Consider the following 18,737-nt stretch of genomic DNA (forward strand, 5'->3'; position numbering starts at 1 on the left):
GGCTACGCCGAAGCCTGCAACGCCTCGTATGCGTGCCGCACGGGTAGGGGGCCATAACGCCGCTCCAGCGCGCGGACGGCGAAGTGGCCCTCGGCGATCTGCTGGAAGTGCTGGGTGAAGAGCACGTTCAACGCCAGCCCACCCACCGCGCCAGCTACCGGAACGAGCTGGGCCGCAGCCTTCTCGCTGACCTCGAGTCCAAAGCGCGCCGCGATCTTCGCCAGGAACGAGACCAGCACCGGCGTGCCCTCCTTCGCCACGCCCTTCTGCGCGAGATAGGCGACGGCGTCGCGCGTGACCTGCGCCAGCGCCGCACGGGTGGTGTAGTACGCGCTCTCGATCAAGTCGTTCTGGCTGCCGTCCGGGCCGAGCGCCAGCACTTCAAGACACGCGAGCGCGGCATCGGGTTGATTCAGGTCCTCGCCGTGGCTGCGCGCGATCTCGGCGATGGAGTGGAGCATCAGCGTCGTCGTTACGGGCAGCTCGACCAGCATGCCGGGCAAGCCGAAGAAGCCCCCGGCGGCGCCGGTCGCGGCGGTCAACAATGTATGGGTCCGGTTCCGCGGAGCCGTGGGCAGGGCGCCGCGCCCGGCTGCCAGCGCGACCTGCAGACACTGCTCCAGCGCCTTGTTCACCGCGCCGCCCACCTTGTGCTGGACCGGCGCGGGCAGCAGCCGCACTAAACCTTCGACCGGCATGCCGACCTTCGCCGCGACGGTCATGGCGAAGCTCTGTTTCTCAAGGCGCGCGACTGCCTCGCGAAGTACCTGCGTGTCCTGCGGTGTAAGGCTGTTCATGTGTTCAGGCTACATCCAATGTCAGATCGGCGCTTAGGGGAATATGCGGCCTTTGCCCCAGCTTCCGTCCGCGCCACAGGTGAATAGGATGCGGTCATGCAGGCGAAAGTCGCCCTCCTGCCAGAACTCGATCGTCCTGGGGGTGAGCAGGAAACCGGTCCAGTATGGCGGCCGCGGAACCTCTTTGGGAAAGCGTTCGCCGACCTGCTTCGTCAGCGACTCCAGCTCCTCGCGGCTGGCCAGCGGGCGGCTTTGCTGCGAGGCCCATGCGCCGACCTGGCTCATGCGCGGCCGGTGTTCGAAGTAGGCGTCGGCGTCGGCTGCCGGAAGCTCCGTGATCGTGCCCTCCACGCGTACCTGGCGGTGGCGGCTCTTCCAGTGGAAGCAGAGCGCGGCGTGCGGATTGGCGCGCAACTCGCCGCCCTTGCGGCTCTCGCCGTTGGTGTAGAAGGCGAAGCCGGAGGCGTCGAAACGCTTTAGCAGCACGATGCGCACCGAGGGAACGCCGCCGGGCGTCGCGGTCGCGAGCGACATGGCGTTCGGGTCGTTCAGCTCGGAGGCCTTCGCGTCCTTCATCCAGCAGTCGAAGAGGACGTGCGGGTCGGTGGCTTCTGCAAGAGGGATGCCGCAACGTTGATGCATTTCGGACATGTTCACGCTCCAGACCACGAAGTCTATCGCGAAAAGCGCCAATAGGGAAACTAGTCTTCAGGACTTCCAAAAAATCGATGGCCCCAACAAATCTCAGCCGCGCCTCCAGGCAGCGAAACTAGCCCTCCAGCCCCGCGAAGAGGTCGGTAACCTGCTCGGCCGGCTGCGGCTCCGTGGCGGCGGCCAGGGTGTAGAACTCCGCCTTGCCGTAGCGCTCGAACATGGATTTGGTCTGCTCCACCAGAGGCGCCTGCGAGACGTGGCGGCGGAAGGCCTCCTGTTTGCGCGCGAGTACGCTGCGTACGTCGAGCGCCGCGGTCCAAGGCGCGGGCAGCGGTGTGGGCCGGCCCTCCATGAAGAAGTTGGTCGACAGAAAATAAAGGCGCGCGGCGGTGTGTGTCGGGCCCAGCTCCGGGAAGCGCTTCGCCGACGCCGCCCAGTGGAAGGCTGCGCTGGTGAAGCAGGAGACCATCGTGTGATCGGGATGCGTGTTTACCGCGCCGTCCTGGCCGAAGGTGAGCACCACGTGCGGCCTGAAGGCGCGAATCTTTTCGACCAGCCGCGCGGCGGTGTGGGAGAAGTTCGCGAACTCCAACTGTGCGTCCTGGTAGTCCAGCAGTTCGTAGTGATCGACGCCCAGCACCTGGCAGGATGCGACGAACTCCTGCCGGCGCATCCTGCCCAGCTCTTCGCCCGAGGCGGCATCGCCGCGATAGGTCGCCGCCTGCCCATCGGTCAGACAGATGACGGTCGTTTCGACGCCACGGTCCGCAGCCAGCGCCAGCGCGCCGCCAAAGGCAAAGCACTCGTCGTCCGGGTGCGCCACAATGCAAAGCAGTCTCAGGCCCATGCGGCTCCTTCTTTCAACTCTTCGAGAACATCGTCGTCCAGCAGTCCATCATCGAAAATCAACTCTTCGCCAGGCGCGCCGAGCCCGGCAGCCGCGCGCACCGGCGCAAAGGTCATACGATGCAGCGGCGTCGGGCCAAACTCCACCAGCGCGCGCCGGTGCGCGGGCGTACCGTAACCTTTGTGCGAGGCGATGCCGTACGCCGGATGCAGCGCGTCCAGGTCGCGCATCATCGCATCGCGGTGGACCTTCGCGACGACAGACGCAGCCGCGATCGACAGGCTGAGCGAGTCGCCGTAGATCAGCTTCGTCTGCGCGCACGGGTGGTCGAGCCGCATCGCATCGATCAGCAGGTGGTCGGGCGCAAGCGACAGACCTTCGACTGCGGCCAGCATCGCCAGCCGCGTCGCCTGGTAGATGTTCACCCGGTCGATGGTCGCGGCGTCGATCTCGGCCACGCTGATGCAGAGCGCGATGCGGCGAATCTCGATGTCCAGCTCCTCGCGCTGCTCGCGGGTCAACTGCTTGGAGTCGCGCAGCCCCGCGCCGGCGAGCGAGTCCATGCACTCCGGCAGGATGACTGCGGCGGCGACGACCGGACCGAAGAGGCTGCCGCGTCCCACCTCGTCCACTCCGGCGATCGACTGCGCGCCGCGATAGCGCAGAGCCTGCTCGGGCGCGTCGCTGCAGACCAGTTGGCGGAGCATCTTCTGCTTGGCCGTCTGCTTGCCAACCGGGGACGGGACGACCTTTGGCGTGCGCCTGGACTTCGTGTCGGAAACTGGAGAGGAAATCTTCATGCGCTGCATAGAGTTTATCGCTTCGTCATGAAAAAAGACGGTTCTTCACAGGCGGCATCGCGTATTCTTCACTCAAACGGGGACCGCCCTCATCGGTACCGTTTTACTCCCTGCCCACCAACCGTCTGTCTGCCTTTGGAGGTTCTCCGTGCGCGCGTTCCTGTCCCCCCTTGCCGCCGCTGTTCTGCTTGTACTTCTGTCTGTCGCAAATACTCCTGGCAACGCTCAGCGAACCGCCCCGCCGGCGGCTCCGGTGGCGCAGGAGCAGGAAAAGCCAGCCGATGCGGCTCCGGTGACAGCGCCCCCTGCCGATGCTGCCGCGGCTCCGGCTGCGGTCAAGCCGCCGGTACTTGGTCCGGACGGCAAACCGCTGCCCGCTTTGACTCCGGTCAAGGGAGGGAAGCCGGAGAAGAAGAAAAAAGAGAAGCCGCCGAAGCTCTATCCCGTCACCATCACGCGCGGCATCCTGACGGTCGACGGCTGGACCAGCCGCGCCGCCCTGAACTACGACATCCCCGACTTCAAGTTCCTCTATATCTCCGTTCCCGGGATGGGGACGACCGTCGTCTCGAATGCGCCATTTCCGGGCGGCAAGGAGCAGGCTGACGCGTTCAAGGATTCCAGCATCATTGTGAAGGTGGACGGTCATGTGCTGGAGCTGGCCTCCGACAACCGCCTGATGGGCAAGAAGCCTCTGCCTGCATGGGTGCTGCTCGACACCACTTACACCTACCCCTCGACCTACCCGACGGTCGGCTACGGCTACGACGTGCATGCGCCGTACCTGTGGCCGGGATCGAAGCCGAACGTCGCGGCGAAGGGAATCGCAGCCACCGCGCCGCCGCTTCCGAAGAATCTGCGTCCGGTGGATCTGGCAAAGCCTTGCCTGCCGATCAAACCCGGCCCCGGACCGGCGCCGCCGAACCCGAAGGGTCTGCCGCCATGCGTGGCGCCGCCGAAGCCCATTGCTCCAGTTTCCGCAACTCCCGTGGCTGCGGTGTCCGCGCCTGCACCGGCTGTAGAGGCTCCTCCTGCCGCCCCGGCGCCGGAACCCGCTCCTGCGGCAGCCCCCGCTGCAGCGCCGGAGTCCGCGAAGTAAACCTGCTGACGGGCATAAAAAAGCCACGGCCCGAGGGTCGTGGCTTTTCACATGAAAGAAGGGAAAGACTAGCGGGCGCGCTCGACCTCGCGCAGACGGGCAGCCTTGCCGCGCAGACCACGGAGGTAGAAGAGCTTCGAGCGGCGAACCTGGTAGGAACGAACCTTCTCGACCTTGTCGACAACCTTGGAGTTGAAGGGGAAGATACGCTCGACGCCCTGGCCGAAGCTCATCTTGCGAACGGTGAAGGTGCCCTGCGGTCCACGGCGGCATGCGATGACCATGCCCTCGAACGCCTGCAGCCGCTCCTTCTCGCCTTCTTTAATCTTGACCTGAACGCGGACGGTGTCGCCGGGTGCAAATGACGGTAGATCGGTCCGCTCGTATTTGGCGGCCAGCTTCTGCATGATTGGATGAATGGACATGGACTACTTTCCTGTAATGAACTCTGACATCTAAGTGTACACCAAAAATGACGCAGCCGGGTCCGATAACGGCCGGAAATCCGCGCGACTTATCTACATCATTGTAGCTTATCCGGTTGGATTGCACCACAAATGCAACAGCAGATCCTCTTCGAGTGAAGACAGATGCTTCAATCGCCGCCCAACTGGATCACCGGATCGAAGGCCAGAAAGACCGAGATGCTCGTGCCGTGGTGCTCTTCGCTGGTGTCGCTGCCGATCGAGATGGTCCCGCCGTGCTTCGTGATGATGCCTTTGCTGACCCACAGGCCGAGGCCGGTGCCGCTTTCGCCCTTGGTCGTGAAGAACGGCCGGAAGAGCTGGCTGCGGACCGGCTCAGGGATGCCCGGTCCGTTGTCGCTGATGACCACGACCGCGCCCGACGGCAGCGAGTGCCCGTTCTCGTCGAAGCCGGCCGGCGCGGGGTGGACGATGAGCTGCAGCTTGCCGCCCTCGCCCGCCGCCTCGGCCGCGTTCGTCAGCAGGTTGGTGAAGACCTGGCGCAGTTCGGCGGGAAAGCCGCGCACCTGCAGGCCGGGGGGCAGGTCCGTCGCAACCGTGACGCCCGTATCGAGGAAGCGCCGGTCCATCAACAGCAGAATGGACTCGAGCATCTCTTTCAGGTCGATCGTCACCGGCGCCTTGGCCTCGCGGTAAAGGCTCAGCATGGCGCGGCTGATCTGGGTCACGCGCGAGAGCTCCTGTTTGGCGATCTGCAGGAACTCCGCCGACTCTTCCGGCGTGGCCTGCCCGTCCATGAGGAAGAGCAGGTTCGAGACCGAGTCCAGCGGATTGTGAATCTCGTGCGCGATGGTCGCCGCCAGCCGGCCCGCAACCGCCAGCTTCTCGTTCGCCAGGAGCGCCGCCTGCGACTTGCGCTGCAGCGTCACGTCGCGGAAGACCAGCACCACGCCCGAGAGCGCGCCACTCTGATCGCGAATCGGCGCGCCGCTGTCATCGATCAGGATTTCGCTGCCATCCGGGCGGCGCAGAACGGTGTGGTTGGCGAGCGCGACGATGCGGTTCAGGCGCTTCACCTTGGCGACCGGGTTCTCGACCGGCTCGCGCGTGCTCTCGTCGAAGATTTCGAAGACTTTGCTGAGCGCCACGCCGCGCGCCTCCTGTTCGGTCCAGCCGGTCAGGTTCTGGGCGACCGCGTTCATGGTCAACACCTTACCGTCGGCGTCGCAGGTAATGACGGCGTCGCCGATGGAGGCGAGCGTGGTGCGCAGGTTTTGTTCCGAGCGGAAGGTCTCGTCTGCGCGCTGACGGATCACATTCAGCGACTTCCGGAAGGCGTCCGAGACCTGCTGGAGCTGACGTCGCATGTAGAGCCCGATCATCAGTCCGACTACCACGGCCAGCAGCACGAGATAGATCGCCATGCTCCGCATCTGCTGCTGGTACTGGCGGATGCGCTGATCCCGGCGAGCGGCGGCGCTGCGGAAGATCGCCGTCTCGAGCAGGCGAATCTTGTCCATCTGCTGCTTGCCTTGTAGATTCAATGTGACGTCATTGGTCTGGCCGCCGGCCTTCAGGGTGGCGATCAATGGCACGGCGAATCCCTCCTGCCACTCCTGGCAGGCGCCGCGCAGGTTCAGTACGGCCGCCTTCTGCTCGGGCGTGCCGGCCCCCGCCTCGAGACCGTCGAAGATCGCGGGGAGGCGATTGGTGGCTTCGAAATAAGGTTGCAGAAAGACGGCGTCGCCAGTGATGCCGTAGCCGCGCAGCCCACTCTCCTGATCGACGACCAGCCTCTGCACCAGCGCCGCCTGATTAATCCAGCCGCTTGAAGCCTGGATCAGGTTCACGGTCTGGTTGGCGTCGTGCATCTGCCAATAAAGAGCCGCCGCCATCAGCGCCAGTGCGACGACCGGCAGAATCAGCACCTGGCGCAGAATTCGGTTGAACTGATCCAGATTCACGACGATACTCCCGGCTGGCAGAGTTGCTCTGGTTAGGATGCCTGGTTTTCGCGGAGCAGGCTGTTGAGGTTTTGCAGCAACACGGGAGCGCCTTCGCCCTTGGTCATGGCGATATCGACCAGCGATGTAATCTCTTTCGATAGACCGACATAGGCGGTAAGAAGAAGAATGGGAATGCCGGGTTTGGACTGCCGCATGACGCTCGCGATGGCGTCGCCGGTCATGCCGGGCATGGAGTAGTCGAGCACCACGGCCTCCACCGGCTCGCGGTTGAAGATCTCGAGGCCAGACGGTCCGTCGGGCGCGGTCAGCACCTTGTACCCGGCCCGCTCCAGCAGAATCCGGCGCACATGCAGGCCAACGACCTCGTCATCCACGCACAGGATCAGGTGCTCGCGTTTGCTCATAACCGCACTTCTCTCCGCAGTCGCTCTTCCGGTAACCTACGGTAACCTGGCTGTCGACGCAACCAGAATATCGTGTGTTGTCCTTCCGTCACTAACTCTTACAGGTCATAGCCTGTGCAAACGATTCATCGTACGTTCGCATTGGAGCGCCGGGAGATCGGTTAAGCTGGCAGAGGCCTGCCCTGCGGCAACTCGCCGGCGCGGCCGAAGAAGATCGCAGAGGGAACGACATTTGAGTCAGACAATCTTTGTTCTGGAAGATGAGGCCGACATCTCCCGGCTGGTGCAGTATCACCTGGAGGGCGCGGGCTTCACCGTCCGGCCGTACCTCGCCATCGGTTCCATCCTTTCGGACGCGGAGCGCCAACCACCGTCGCTGTTTCTGCTGGACATCATGGTTCCTGGCGGCGATGGTCTGGATCTATGCCGGCGTCTGCGTTCGAACCCGACCCTGAGCGTCGTACCCATTATCTTCCTGACTGCGCGCGCGGCGGAGAACGACCGCGTCCACGGCCTGGAGCTGGGAGCGGACGATTATATTACGAAGCCCTTCGCGACGCGCGAGCTGGTCGCCAGGGTGAAGGCCGTTCTGCGGCGCTTCGAGCGGCCCACGGCGCCGTCGGTCGTCCGGTTCGAGCATATCGAGATCGACGCCAACGCCATGCAACTGCGCGTTCGCGGCGAGCTGGTGACGACGACCGCGACTGAGTTCCGCCTGCTCGACTACCTTGCCCGGCATCCGGGACGGGTCTTCAGCCGCGACCATCTGCTGGACGCCGTCTGGGGCGATGCACGCTTCGTCACGCCGCGTTCTGTCGACGTGTACGTGCGGCGCATCCGCGAGAAGATCGAGGACGACGCCGAGCTGCCGCGCTATCTTAAGACGATGCGAGGAGCAGGGTATCGCTTCGAGATTCCGAAGGTTGTGGCACAGTAGTTTTTACAGTTTGAATGACCACGAGCCTGTCATCCTGAGCGCAGCGCAGCGTAGTCGAAGGATCTGCGTTTCGCTGCGGGGCGGCATGAATATCTGCGGGTGCGGCAAACGAAAGCAGGTCCTTCGCTTCGCTCAGGATGACAGGAGTTCGAGGCAGAGAGGAGGGGAGATCATTCATGACGCGTAGTCTCTTCCTCAATCTCTTTGGCCGGATGCTGCTTGCCATCCTCGTCGCAGTGCTGGTCCATCGCTACATTCACCTGGCGAATTACATGGTGGGCGCACTGCTGGTGCTGCTGGCTGCGGCGATGGCGCTGTGGACGGTCTTTTCGCTCCGTCGCAACCTGGCGCCCATGCAGCGCGCGGCCAACTCGCTGGTCGAAGGCCGTCAGACGCCGGTGAACCCGGCTTACAGCGACTTCGACGCACTGGCGCGCGCGCTTGCGGCCGCATCGGGTTCGGTGCAGAACGCGCTGCTGGAGGCTGCGGAGAGCCGTCGCGAGCTTGAAGGTCTGCTGGATTCCATGCAGGACGCCGTCGTCGCGGTGGACGTGAACGGCCGCATCCAGTGGACGAATCGGCGCATGCAGCGGCTTATTCCCGGGGCGACGCTCTCGGGCGCCGTACGGGTCGGCCGGGCGCTGGTCCAGACGGTTCGCGACCCCGAGGTGCTGGACTGCGTCGGTTCCGTGCTCAAGGAGCGCAACGTCTGTGTGCGCCGCTCCACCTCGCTGGTTCCCGGTCGCATCTACGAGGTAAACGCCGCGCCGATGCCGGGTGGGGGAGCGGTCGCCGTGCTGCACGACATCACGCGCGTGGAGGAGGTCGAGCGGACGCAGCGGGACTTTGTCGCCAACGTATCGCACGAGCTGCGCACGCCGCTGACTTCGATCACGGGCTACGTCGAGACGCTGCTGGACCACGAGACGCTGAGTCCGGTCGCGCGTGAGTTTTTGTCGACGATCCTCAAGAACGCCACGCGAATGAATCGCCTGACCGAGGACCTGCTGGTGATGGCGCGGGTCGAGTCGGCCAGTCAGGAGCTGCATCCGGCGCCGGTCGCCGCGAGTGTGCTGGTGCAGGACGCTGTCAAGGCGATGAGCGGCCTGGTCGCCGAGAGCAGCAGCGGGGTCGACATCGAGATCGGCGAGGTGACCTCCATGCAGGTGTACGCGGACGTCGACGCCGTGATGCAGGTACTCGGCAATCTGATCGAGAACGCGGTGAAGTATGGGCTGTCGCGCGGAGATGTGCGCAGTCGCGTGATCGTCAGTTGCCATGAGGTGCAGGAGCCGATCGAGGGAGTCGAGTTCCGCGTGCGCGACTTCGGCCAGGGCATCGCGTACGAGCACCTGAACCGCATCTTCGAACGGTTCTACCGGGTCGACAAGACGCGCTCGCGGGAGTCCGGCGGCACCGGACTGGGGCTCGCGATTGCACGGCATATTGTGCAGTCGCAGGGCGGTGCCATCCGCGCCGAGAGCAAGATGAACGTCGGCAGCACCTTCCTCTTCACGCTGCCCAAAGCGCTTTATCCCGTCTCCTGATCCTTCGGATTGCCGCCAAACTGTTGATTCTTCGCTCTTTTATGCAGATGTAACCTTGCCGTAACATAGCTCCCGCAGACTATTCCTAGTCAAACAGACGGTCTTTGTGCAGTAAATTCCGAGGAGGAATGGTGAGAGTTAAATTGTTGGCAGCAGGTCTTCTGGCGATCGCGGCGGCGACGGCCTCCGCGCAGAACATCAACGGCGCGGGCGCAACCTTCCCGTATCCGATCTACTCCCGCTGGTTCAGCGAGTATGCAAAGCTGCATCCGGATGTGAAGATCAACTATCAGTCGATCGGTTCGGGTGGCGGCATCCGCCAGGTTTCAGAAGGCACTGTGGACTTCGGCGCGACCGACGGCCCGATGTCGGACGACGCGATCAAGTCGGCGAAGGTGAAGACGATCCACATTCCGACCGTCCTGGGCGCCGTCGTTCCGGTGTACAACCTGAAGGGCGTCAGCCAGCAGCTCAACTTCTCGGGCGACGTGATCGCCGACATCTATCTCGGCAAGATCAGCAAGTGGAACGACCCGCGCATTGCCAAGGACAATCCCGGCGTGAATCTTCCGGCGGCGGCGATCCTGCCTGTCTACCGTTCGGACGGATCGGGCACTTCGTTCATCTTCACCGACTATCTCTCGAAGGTCAGCGCGGACTTCAAGGCGAAGGTCGGCGCGGCCACCAGCGTGAAGTGGCCCACCGGGATCGGCCAGAAGGGTAATGAAGGCGTAGCGGGCATGGTTCGCCAGGCTCCGAACTCCTTCGGCTATGTCGAGCTGATCTATGCGCGCGGCAATAACATGCCGTTCGGTAAGGTGAAGAACGCATCTGGCAAGTTCATCGAGGCTTCGACCGACGGCGTGACCGCCGCAGCGGCGGGCGCGACGATCCCCGCCGACTACCGTGTGTCGATCACGAACGCTCCGGGCGCGAATGCGTATCCGATCTCCTCGTTTACCTGGCTGCTGATTCCCGTGCAGGCGACCGACGCGAGCAAGTCCAAGGCGATCAAAGGCTTCCTCGAGTGGATGCTTTCGACCGGTGAGGCTGAAGCCGCGCAGATGACCTATGCTCCGCTTCCCAAGGCTGTCGCGGATCGGGTGAAGCAGACGGTTGCCGGAATCAAGTAGTCTGAGTTGAAGGTTCGCCGCACGGTCTTTTCGGGGCCGTGCGGCGATTGTCATCTCGCATTAAGGCTCTCCATGGAAGGCAGGGAGTAAGCTGAACATGAGCAGAGCAGAAGATCATTCCACTACCCTGGACCGCATGACCGCCGACCATAACGTGAACTCCGATTCCTCCACTCCGCCGGCGCTGATTGTCTCGCACTTCGTGCAGGAGCCGGCGCCCGGTACGCCGCAGGCTCCGCCGCCCGAGCCCTCCGAGATTCGCCGCTTCCTGTCGCAGCGCGGCAGCGGCGCCTTTGCCGACAACAGCTTCGCGGGCGTCATTTTGCTCTGCGCATGCAGCATCTTCGCGATCGTCATCTTCATCGCGGCGATCCTGATCAAGAGTTCGCATCTTTCAATCGCGCAGTTCGGGCTGAAGTTCTTCTCGACCTCCGACTGGGATCCGGTCAGCGGACAGTTCGGCGCGCTGCCATTCATCTTCGGCACGCTGGCTACTTCGTTTTTGGCGCTGCTGATCGCGGTGCCGCTGGCGCTGGGCGTCGCGGTCTTCATCTCGGAGCTCTGCCCGCGTCCGCTGCGCGCGCCCATCTCATTCCTGACCGAACTGCTGGCCGCGATCCCCAGCGTCGTCTACGGTCTGTGGGCGGTCTTCGTGCTGGTGCCGCTCATGCGCGATCAGCTTGGGCCGTTCCTGGTGAAATACTTCGGATGGACGCATCTCTTTGAAGGCGCGAACTTCGGCGTCGGCTTGCTTACCGCGGGCATCATCCTCGCGATCATGATTTTGCCGATCATCTCGTCGATCACGCGCGACATCATGCTCTCGGTGCCGAACCATCAGCGCGAAGCCGTGCTGGCGCTCGGCGCGACGCGCTGGGAGATGATTCGCACCGGCGTGCTGCGCAATGCCCGCATCGGGATCGTGGGCGCGGTCATCCTCGGACTGGGCCGTGCGCTGGGCGAGACGATGGCCGTCACGATGGTCATCGGCAACCACGCCGAGATCGCACACTCGCTCTTCGCGCCCGGGAACACGCTGGCAAGCGTCATCGCCAACGAGTTCTCCGAGGCTACCGGCGACCTGTACCTTTCGTCGCTCATTGAGATCGGCCTCGCGCTCTTCCTTGTAACGATTATCGTGAACGCCATCGCGCGGCTGCTGGTCTGGGCCGTGACGCGCGGCGCACCGGCGAGGGTCTCCTAAGATGAGCTCCACACCCATGCTTCCACCGCGGCCGCCGATCGACTTCGATACGCCGGTCATGCGCTTTCACCGCTCGCGCCGCAAGGTGACGAACATCGTCGTCTCCGGACTGGCGATTCTAGCCACCGTCATCGTCATCGCACCGCTGGTCGCGATCCTCGTCTATCTGCTTTACAAGGGCGCAAGCTCGCTGAACTTCAACTTCTTTACGAAGATTCCGGCTCCGGTGGGCGAAGAGGGCGGCGGCATGGCGAACTCCATCGTCGGCTCCGGCATCATCCTCGTCCTGGCCAGCCTGATGGGTATTCCTATCGGCATCGCGGCGGGTGTTTACCTGTCGGAGTTCGGACGCGGCAAGTTTCTCGCGAACGCCATTCGCTTCACGGCAGACGTGTTGAACGGCGTGCCCTCGATCGTGATGGGCATCGCGATCTACTCGCTGATCGTCATGCGCCAGAAGCACTTTTCGGCCTTCGCGGGTGGCGTGGCGCTGGCGATCATGATGGTGCCGACGATCACGCGTACAACCGAGGAGATGCTCTCGACGGTGCCTCATGCGATCCGCGAGGCGGCGCTCGGCCTCGGCGTGCCGAAGTGGCGCACGGTGCTCTCGGTCAGCCTGCGGACGGCTTCGCCGGGCATCATCACCGGCTGCATGCTGGCCTTTGCCCGCGTCGCGGGTGAGACGGCGCCGCTGCTCTTTACGGCCTTCGGCAACCAGTTCTGGAGCGTCAAGCTGAATGAGCCCATCGGCGCGCTGCCGTTGCAGATCTATGTGTATGCCATCTCGCCCTACGACGAATGGCACCGCCTGGCATGGGCCGGCTCGCTTGTTCTGATCGTCATGATTATGGTTTCAGTCACACTTGTACGTGTATTCGCCAGCCGCGGCGCATTAAAGGGAGGCAACTAGTGGGAGTCGGAATTCAGGTACAGGATCTGAACGCTTGGTATGGGTCGACACACACGCTGCAGGATATTAACCTGCACATCCCGGCCAACCATGCGACGGCGCTCATCGGCCCCTCCGGCTGCGGCAAGTCGACCTTCGTACGTTGCCTGAACCGCATGCACGAGACCAACCCCATCGCGCGCGCCACGGGCGTCGTGAAGATGGGCGAGCTCGACATCTACAAGGATGCGAGCCCGGTCGAGATTCGCCGCCGCATCGGCATGGTCTTCCAGCGTCCCAATCCGTTCCCGACCATGTCGATCTACGACAACGTCGCGAGCGGGCTGAAGCTGAACGGCTTCCGCAATCGCCGCATCATTGACGAGACGGTCGAGCGTTCTTTGAAGCAGGCCGCGCTGTGGGAAGAGGTCAAGGACGACCTGAAGAAGAAGTCCGGCGCCAGCCTCTCCGGCGGACAGCAGCAGCGCATGTGCATCGCCCGTGCTCTCGCAGTCGATCCCGAGGTCCTGCTGATGGACGAGCCCGCCTCGGCGCTCGATCCGGTCTCGACCTCGAAGATCGAAGACCTTATCTTCCAGTTGAAGTCGCAGTACACGATCGTCATCGTGACGCACAACATGCAGCAGGCGGCGCGTGTGGCCGAGAACACCGGCTTCTTCCTGAACGGCAAGATGGTCGAGTTCGACTCGACGCACAAGATCTTCACCAATCCGCGCGACAAACGGACGGAAGACTACATCACCGGGAGGTTTGGCTGATATGGCGCGCATCAAGTTTCAGCAGAGCCTCGACGACCTGAAAGAGCGTCTTCTCGTCATGGCCGGTATGGCCGAGCAGGCCATCCAGCGCGCCATCGAAGCGTACAGCACGCGCGATCTCAGCATCTGCGAACTCGTCTTCCGCTCCGAGCCGGCAATCAACAAGCTGGAGCGCGAGATCGACCAGATGGCTTTGGACCTTCTGGCAATGGAGCAGCCCATGGCCATCGACCTGCGCTTCATCCTCTCGGTCATCCATATCAACGCGGACCTCGAGCGCGTGGGCGATCAGGCCGTGAACATCGCCGTGCGCGTGCGCGAGATGGGCGCCTTCGCCAATATCGATCTGCCGATCGATATCCCGAAGATGGCTCTGCTGGCGTCCGCCATGGTGCGCAAGGCGTTGCAGGCCTTCATCGAGGCCGACGCCGATCTCGCGCAGTCCGTGCTGAAGTTGGACGATCAGGTGGACGAGTTGAACGACGCGGCCTTCTACTCGCTCAGCTCGCTGATCAAGGAGCGTCCCGAACTGACGCCGCAGTCCCTGAACGCGCTCATCATCTCGCGTAATCTGGAACGCGTCGGCGACCACGCGACCAACATCGCCGAAGACGTCATCTTCTGGGTGCGCGGCGCGGATGTGCGGCACAACAGCAAGGGTCTTTAGCGTTTAGAATCGTCCTTGGCGCAACACAGGAACGATTCGGAGACCCAAGCCATGAGTGACGCACAGCAGGCAGCAAAGATGGTGGCCGCACAACGCGCCGCAGACCTGATCGAAGAGGGAATGGTGGTCGGTCTCGGCTCCGGTTCGACCGCGACGCTGTTCATCAAGGTGTTGGGCGAGAAGGTGAAGAGCGGTCTGAAGATTCGGGCGATCGCCTCATCGGCCGCCAGTGAGACGCTCGCCCGCGAACTCAACATCCCCATCACTGACTTCGACGCCGACCCGGTCATCGACCTGACGGTCGACGGCGCGGACGAGGTCGCACCCGGTCTCGCGCTGATCAAGGGCGGCGGCGGCGCGCTGCTGCGTGAGAAGATCGTCGCCAGCGCCTCGAAGCAGTTCTTCATCGTCGCCGACAAGTCGAAGATCGTCGAGCGCCTGGGCAAGTTTCCGCTGCCGGTCGAGGTGATTCCCATGGCCGCGCCGCTGGTCTCGCGGCAGCTTCAGGATCTTGCGCTCATCCCAACGATTCGCCATCATGCGGACGGCAGTCTCTACATCACCGATGAAGGGAACCTGATTCTCGACTGCGCCTCCGGGCCGGAGCTGATCGCCGATCCCGAGCTGCTGGCGGCGGAGATTCGCGCCATGGTCGGTGTGGTCGAGCACGGACTCTTCCTTGGCATGGCCGATCTGGCGCTCATCGCCGATACGACGGGCGTCGAAGAGCATCGCCCCTAGAAGACTACGGCTGCTGCGGGGGGCCGAGCAGCGGCGTCCTGATGGGGCTGGCCGCGCCGACGATCTCGACGAGCTGGTTCGTTCCCGCGCTGGTCACCCAGACGTTTCCGCTGGCGTCCAACGCCACGCCGAAGGGCTCCACAAGGCCCGAGGCCGAGCCGAAGCCGGCGCTCTCCGAGATGGGGGCGCCGGGCGTTGCGCTCATATAGCCAGCGAGCTCCGTCAAGGAGCCCCCGTGGTAGTTCGTTGCCCACACCGAGCCGGCGCTGTCGATGGCGATGCCCTGCGGATACTGCAACCCACCGACCATCGTGGGCGTCGCCAGCACCGCGCCGGCGGATGAAAGCTCGACCAGCCGGGAGGCGTAATAGTCTGCAAGCCAGACGTTTCCGCCCGGATCGACCGCGATGCCCGAAGGATCGCCGCAACAGCGGTAGTTCGCGACCGTGCCATCCGGGCCGATCTTCGTCGCTCCGCCCTGGACCGCGAGCCAGGCGTTGTGATGCGCGTCCACCGCAATGGCGAGCGGAAAGGGTGTCAGCGAACCGCCGAAGCCGGAGCCGGTCGAGAGCGCGCTTCCACTGGGGGTGAGCAGGGTGGCGGCGGAATCTCCGTAGTCTGCGATCCAGACGTTTCCATCGGGATCCGCAGCTACCGATCCCGGGTAGTAGACGCCGCCGCCGGTGAAGCCGCTGCCAGAGATGACCTGTCCAGCCTGATTGAACACGGTGAGGCTGCCATCCGCGGTATTGACCGCGTAGGGCGTATCGCGGCTCGCCACCCAGACATTGCTGGCGCTGTCGATGGCGAGGCCGTAGACATCCTGCACGGGGCCGGCAAAGCCGTTTGCGGCGAGTGGCGACCCGGTGGTGGTGAACTCCGACACGGCATTCCCGAAGTAGTTGGCGACCCAGACGTTGCCAGAGGCGTCCACCCCAAGTGCCGTGGGCAGATCAAGCCCGCCGCCCTGGTACGCGACCGACATCGTCCAGTCGATCGGCGCCGCTGCGAGAGCTGGCTGAAAGGGGCTAAGCGCCGAGGTTAGGTTGAAGACATCCAAGACATGAACGGCGGGGTTGCGGACGATGGAGAGCGCCGCGTCCAACGTGTTGGCGGGCGCTGGGCCGCTGCCCGAGACCGCGAAGAGCGCTGTGCAGGGGGCGCCGCCATCCGAGTTGATGCAGACGGAGATAGCATCGGCGAGCGTGACGATCTTGGCGGTTTCGACGACCGCGCCGTTGGGCAGAGTTCCACCGGGCGTGGAGCCGGAGGCGACGTTGACCAGGTTGGCTGCACTGGCGAAGGCGTTGCGCAGGCCGGTCGCATTGGTGGGGTTCGCTCCGACGATCCCGCCAGCGCCCATGAACTGCTGCAGCGCCCAGACCGCGCCGACCGTCGTGATCTCGTTCATCTGGATGAAGCTGTTCGAGTTAAGCGCGCCGCAGTCGCCGAGCGCCGCCATCTGCAGGATGGCCGGGTTGGTTGCGCCGCTGGCTAGCCCTGGGTTGCCGCCCTGGGCGACGAGGTAGACCTGCGTGGTCGCGGCCGGGCAGGTGAAATCGCCGGAGATCTTGAATCCGCCACGGTTGTCGGTAACGACGGAGGTGGTGAGCAGGTTGGACGCGCCCACGCCGGGGCCGGCCGCGCCAGCCTGATAGAGGTAGACCGACGCGCCGGAGATGGGTTGCTGACCGCCATGGACCGTGCCCGCGATCGAGAGGGACGACGGCTGCAGCGCTGCGTTGCCGGTCTCGGTCGCGGCGGCGCCGCAACCGCACAGCCACGCAGCCGAAGCCAGCGATAGCAGGGCAACTTCGCCGCGGCGGCCAGCCATCACGGAGGGACTCAATGGCCCACGCTCTGAACCAGCGGCTGAATCTGCAGGTGGGCGACGAAGTCGCGTGCGTCGGCCTCAAACTCCGCTCGTTGCGCGGTCTGAGGGACGGTGGCGTCGGTCCACTCCCGCCGCAAAAGGATTGGCAGGCGGCGCGTGGAGCGCGCAACGGCGAGTTCGGCGAGGTCGGGCGAGCTGAAGACGATGCCTGTTTTGGGGTCCATCACCAGATTTTCGCGGCAGCCAGACGCGATGCAGGCGGTCTCAGCATCATAGCTGCGGTTCACGCCATCGTCGTAGAAGCTGCCGATGAAGCGCACCGGCAGGGAAGAGGCCGCGGTGGCCTCGAAGGCGCCGGTCCACTGCGGATGCACATCCCGATACAGCTTGCTGTTGGCGACGAAGTGATTGCCGCCGCCGATCCAGAGACCCAGCGTGAAGCGGCCATCCTTTACATCGTCGGCGCGGTATTCGCCGAGCACGATATTGACCTTCCTGGCGGTGTCGCCTTCGGTCCAGGTGCGGGTCAGGGTGTAGCGGCCCACCTGCTTCGGCAATGCGGCCAGCACATCGGCCGCCGTCGGTTCGACGGTGTGACGCGCCGCGTTGATCGCGCGCGCCTGTGGAATCAGAAAGACAAGGATCAGCGCGGCGAAGCAGAGCGCCCGAAGGGCGAAGCCAGTGGCCGGCGAGGCCGGCAGCGCCGGGGGAGCCTGTTCCCCAGAACCTTCGCGAAGCTGATAGAAACGCACGGCAAGCCCGATGCCGAGCGTGGCGAAGAGGAAGATCGTGCAGCCGATGACGTAGTCGATCTCGACGCCGTACTTCTGGATCGCGATCCACGAAAGGCCGACTTTATAGTAGATCACCAGCGTGCAGAGCCGGATCAGGTTCAGCACATACCCCATCAGAAAGGCGCCGGTCGTCAGCACGGCCAGCGCCTTCGCCGAAAGCCCACGGGTGTAACCGAAGATGAGCGCCAGGTAGCCAAGGGTGATCGAGCCGCGTACGCCGTTGCAGCCCGGCACGATCATCATGCCGAAGTCGGGTGCGAACATCATCTTCAATTGCTCGCCCGTGGGCCGCAGGCCGATGAGGTGCGAGAAGGCGCGGGCAGTGCCTGCGCCGAGCTGCTGCAAAGGAAGATCCACCACCGTGTTGAAGAAACGTGGAACGGGATTGATCAGCAGCAGCAGGCAGAGCGGGAAGATGGCGCGTCGCAGCAGCGGCACGCCGCCGAAGAGCAGGGTGCAGCCGATACCGTAACAGAAGAGCACCATGCCAGGGTGAAGCAGTCCCCAGCGCTGTCCCCCGAGTGTGACGTTGAAGGTGGCGGCGTCGAACACCCTTGCGCCGAGGATTGAAAGCGCGATGAGGAGCAGACCCCAGTAGCTCCCCCGGCCGCGAAACTGAAGCCGTCGCCAGCGCCAGAGCACCAGCAGCAGCGCGATGATGGGGAAGATGGCGCCGATCGAACGCAGCGGATCTTCCGACCAGAGCGTCCATGCGTTCTGCCACATGGGAAAAAGCGCGGCCGACCCAGCGGCGGTCAGCAGGGCGATGCCCACGGCGCGGAGCAGGCCGGGTTCCTCGCGTAGCGTGACCGCCTGCATCGGGTGGTGTCCGTTGTGGAGATCCTGCGGACCAGCTATCGAAGCCACTTCATCAACCTCATCTTCTACTGGCAGCATGCGGCCGGTCTCCGACCCGCCGCGCACACCCGCAAGAGAATCCTATGCGAACGCGGAAGGAAGGACAAACCCTGAACGTTGCAGCAGTGGCCTGGTTGGCGCGGTAAACTCAGCATACTACGAAGGTTCTGATCGACGCGAAATCGTCCTCTCATTCAAGGGGTGCTCTGATTAAGTCCGCAACCCATATCCCAGGGGCTAAAGCCCCACTGACTCTGCGGGGCTTATTGTCCGGGCTAAAGCCCGGACCTATCTTAATCAGAGGTTCCCAAGAGCGGTTTGGCCGAGCGGCGAAATACTTTAGACACGATTCTCTGAA

18 protein-coding genes are annotated in these 18,737 nt (G+C 63.9%); 9 read left to right on the plus strand and 9 right to left on the minus strand.

Translation table 11 applies throughout. The features are described 5' to 3' along the window. Positions 1 to 2 precede the first annotated feature (2 nt). From CHB87_RS06860 to CHB87_RS06875, 4 genes are all read right to left on the minus strand, one after another. Entirely contained in the window at positions 3 to 797 is a 795-nt protein-coding gene (locus tag CHB87_RS06860) for an EcsC family protein (RefSeq protein ID WP_089407677.1), read from the minus strand. A gap of 33 nt (positions 798 to 830) precedes the next feature. Then, on the minus strand, positions 831 to 1,448 hold the full coding sequence (pdxH, locus tag CHB87_RS06865) for a pyridoxamine 5'-phosphate oxidase (protein ID WP_089408113.1): 618 nt from the start codon (positions 1,446 to 1,448) through the stop codon (positions 831 to 833). Positions 1,449 to 1,566: 118 nt separating this feature from the next. Next, entirely contained in the window at positions 1,567 to 2,298 is a 732-nt protein-coding gene (locus CHB87_RS06870; protein ID WP_089407678.1) for a PIG-L deacetylase family protein, read from the minus strand. Then, on the minus strand, positions 2,289 to 3,005 hold the full coding sequence (locus tag CHB87_RS06875; RefSeq protein ID WP_245817897.1) for a ribonuclease HII: 717 nt from the start codon (positions 3,003 to 3,005) through the stop codon (positions 2,289 to 2,291). The genes CHB87_RS06870 and CHB87_RS06875 overlap by 10 nt, the downstream gene beginning before the upstream one ends. Before the next feature lie 241 nt (positions 3,006 to 3,246). Between CHB87_RS06875 and CHB87_RS22195 the strand changes: the two genes are divergently transcribed. Then, the gene (locus CHB87_RS22195) at positions 3,247 to 4,197 is read left to right on the plus strand and encodes a hypothetical protein (protein ID WP_176441637.1); all 951 of its coding nucleotides are present in this window, start codon (positions 3,247 to 3,249) and stop codon (positions 4,195 to 4,197) included. A 68-nt stretch (positions 4,198 to 4,265) separates the two neighbouring features. Here CHB87_RS22195 and rplS read toward each other — a convergent pair whose 3' ends face one another. From rplS to CHB87_RS06895, 3 genes are all read right to left on the minus strand, one after another. After that, positions 4,266 to 4,622, minus strand: coding sequence for a 50S ribosomal protein L19 (gene rplS / locus CHB87_RS06885; RefSeq protein ID WP_089407679.1), 357 nt, complete (start codon positions 4,620 to 4,622; stop codon positions 4,266 to 4,268). 170 nt (positions 4,623 to 4,792) lie between these two features. Further along, the gene (locus tag CHB87_RS06890; protein ID WP_089407680.1) at positions 4,793 to 6,586 is read right to left on the minus strand and encodes an ATP-binding protein; all 1,794 of its coding nucleotides are present in this window, start codon (positions 6,584 to 6,586) and stop codon (positions 4,793 to 4,795) included. Between the two features lie 32 nt (positions 6,587 to 6,618). Further along, on the minus strand, positions 6,619 to 6,993 hold the full coding sequence (locus CHB87_RS06895) for a response regulator (RefSeq protein WP_089407681.1): 375 nt from the start codon (positions 6,991 to 6,993) through the stop codon (positions 6,619 to 6,621). A gap of 232 nt (positions 6,994 to 7,225) precedes the next feature. On the opposite strand from CHB87_RS06895, the gene CHB87_RS06900 reads away from it, so the two are divergent. The 8 genes from CHB87_RS06900 (at position 7,226) to rpiA (ending at position 14,893) form a co-directional block, all read left to right on the plus strand. Continuing rightward, positions 7,226 to 7,930, plus strand: coding sequence for a winged helix-turn-helix domain-containing protein (locus tag CHB87_RS06900; protein ID WP_089407682.1), 705 nt, complete (start codon positions 7,226 to 7,228; stop codon positions 7,928 to 7,930). 176 nt (positions 7,931 to 8,106) lie between these two features. Next, positions 8,107 to 9,477 (plus strand): sensor histidine kinase, encoded by a 1,371-nt coding sequence (locus CHB87_RS06905; RefSeq protein ID WP_089407683.1) that lies wholly within the window; start codon positions 8,107 to 8,109, stop codon positions 9,475 to 9,477. A 146-nt stretch (positions 9,478 to 9,623) separates the two neighbouring features. Next, on the plus strand, positions 9,624 to 10,610 hold the full coding sequence (gene pstS, locus CHB87_RS06910; RefSeq protein ID WP_245817862.1) for a phosphate ABC transporter substrate-binding protein PstS: 987 nt from the start codon (positions 9,624 to 9,626) through the stop codon (positions 10,608 to 10,610). 97 nt (positions 10,611 to 10,707) lie between these two features. After that, positions 10,708 to 11,814: a phosphate ABC transporter permease subunit PstC gene (gene pstC / locus CHB87_RS06915; protein WP_245817863.1), complete on the plus strand. Its 1,107-nt coding sequence runs from the start codon at positions 10,708 to 10,710 to the stop codon at positions 11,812 to 11,814. Between the two features lie 16 nt (positions 11,815 to 11,830). After that, positions 11,831 to 12,727, plus strand: a complete 897-nt coding sequence (gene pstA / locus CHB87_RS06920) for a phosphate ABC transporter permease PstA (protein ID WP_089407685.1) — start codon at positions 11,831 to 11,833, stop codon at positions 12,725 to 12,727. Next, positions 12,727 to 13,485 carry a phosphate ABC transporter ATP-binding protein PstB gene (gene pstB / locus CHB87_RS06925; RefSeq protein ID WP_089407686.1) on the plus strand — a complete coding sequence of 253 codons (759 nt, stop codon included), beginning with the start codon at positions 12,727 to 12,729 and terminating at the stop codon, positions 13,483 to 13,485. Before pstA ends, pstB begins: the two co-directional genes overlap by 1 nt. A gap of 1 nt (position 13,486) precedes the next feature. After that, on the plus strand, positions 13,487 to 14,152 hold the full coding sequence (phoU, locus tag CHB87_RS06930) for a phosphate signaling complex protein PhoU (RefSeq protein ID WP_089407687.1): 666 nt from the start codon (positions 13,487 to 13,489) through the stop codon (positions 14,150 to 14,152). Positions 14,153 to 14,203: 51 nt separating this feature from the next. Continuing rightward, a complete protein-coding gene (rpiA, locus tag CHB87_RS06935) occupies positions 14,204 to 14,893 on the plus strand; it encodes a ribose-5-phosphate isomerase RpiA (RefSeq protein WP_089407688.1) in 690 nt (229 codons plus the stop codon). Between the two features lie 4 nt (positions 14,894 to 14,897). On the opposite strand, the gene CHB87_RS06940 is transcribed toward rpiA, so the two are convergent. Then, the gene (locus tag CHB87_RS06940; RefSeq protein WP_089407689.1) at positions 14,898 to 16,727 is read right to left on the minus strand and encodes an NHL repeat-containing protein; all 1,830 of its coding nucleotides are present in this window, start codon (positions 16,725 to 16,727) and stop codon (positions 14,898 to 14,900) included. A gap of 11 nt (positions 16,728 to 16,738) precedes the next feature. Then, a complete protein-coding gene (gene xrtJ, locus CHB87_RS06945) occupies positions 16,739 to 18,418 on the minus strand; it encodes an exosortase J (RefSeq protein ID WP_089407690.1) in 1,680 nt (559 codons plus the stop codon). Positions 18,419 to 18,737 lie beyond the last annotated feature (319 nt).

This window comes from Granulicella rosea, assembly GCF_900188085.1.
Classification (GTDB): domain Bacteria; phylum Acidobacteriota; class Terriglobia; order Terriglobales; family Acidobacteriaceae; genus Edaphobacter; species Edaphobacter rosea.

Coding starts and splice junctions, on each gene's coding strand:
- pdxH (WP_089408113.1), bottom strand. CDS start 1,448: ATGTCCGAAATGCATCAACGTTGCGGCATCCCTCTTGCAGAAGCCACC.
- rplS (WP_089407679.1), bottom strand. CDS start 4,622: ATGTCCATTCATCCAATCATGCAGAAGCTGGCCGCCAAATACGAGCGG.
- pstC (WP_245817863.1), top strand. CDS start 10,708: ATGAGCAGAGCAGAAGATCATTCCACTACCCTGGACCGCATGACCGCC.
- CHB87_RS06860 (WP_089407677.1), bottom strand. CDS start 797: ATGAACAGCCTTACACCGCAGGACACGCAGGTACTTCGCGAGGCAGTC.
- CHB87_RS06895 (WP_089407681.1), bottom strand. CDS start 6,993: ATGAGCAAACGCGAGCACCTGATCCTGTGCGTGGATGACGAGGTCGTT.
- CHB87_RS06870 (WP_089407678.1), bottom strand. CDS start 2,298: ATGGGCCTGAGACTGCTTTGCATTGTGGCGCACCCGGACGACGAGTGC.
- pstA (WP_089407685.1), top strand. CDS start 11,831: ATGCTTCCACCGCGGCCGCCGATCGACTTCGATACGCCGGTCATGCGC.
- CHB87_RS06905 (WP_089407683.1), top strand. CDS start 8,107: ATGACGCGTAGTCTCTTCCTCAATCTCTTTGGCCGGATGCTGCTTGCC.
- rpiA (WP_089407688.1), top strand. CDS start 14,204: ATGAGTGACGCACAGCAGGCAGCAAAGATGGTGGCCGCACAACGCGCC.
- CHB87_RS06940 (WP_089407689.1), bottom strand. CDS start 16,727: ATGGCTGGCCGCCGCGGCGAAGTTGCCCTGCTATCGCTGGCTTCGGCT.
- xrtJ (WP_089407690.1), bottom strand. CDS start 18,418: ATGCTGCCAGTAGAAGATGAGGTTGATGAAGTGGCTTCGATAGCTGGT.
- CHB87_RS06875 (WP_245817897.1), bottom strand. CDS start 3,005: ATGCTCCGCCAACTGGTCTGCAGCGACGCGCCCGAGCAGGCTCTGCGC.
- phoU (WP_089407687.1), top strand. CDS start 13,487: ATGGCGCGCATCAAGTTTCAGCAGAGCCTCGACGACCTGAAAGAGCGT.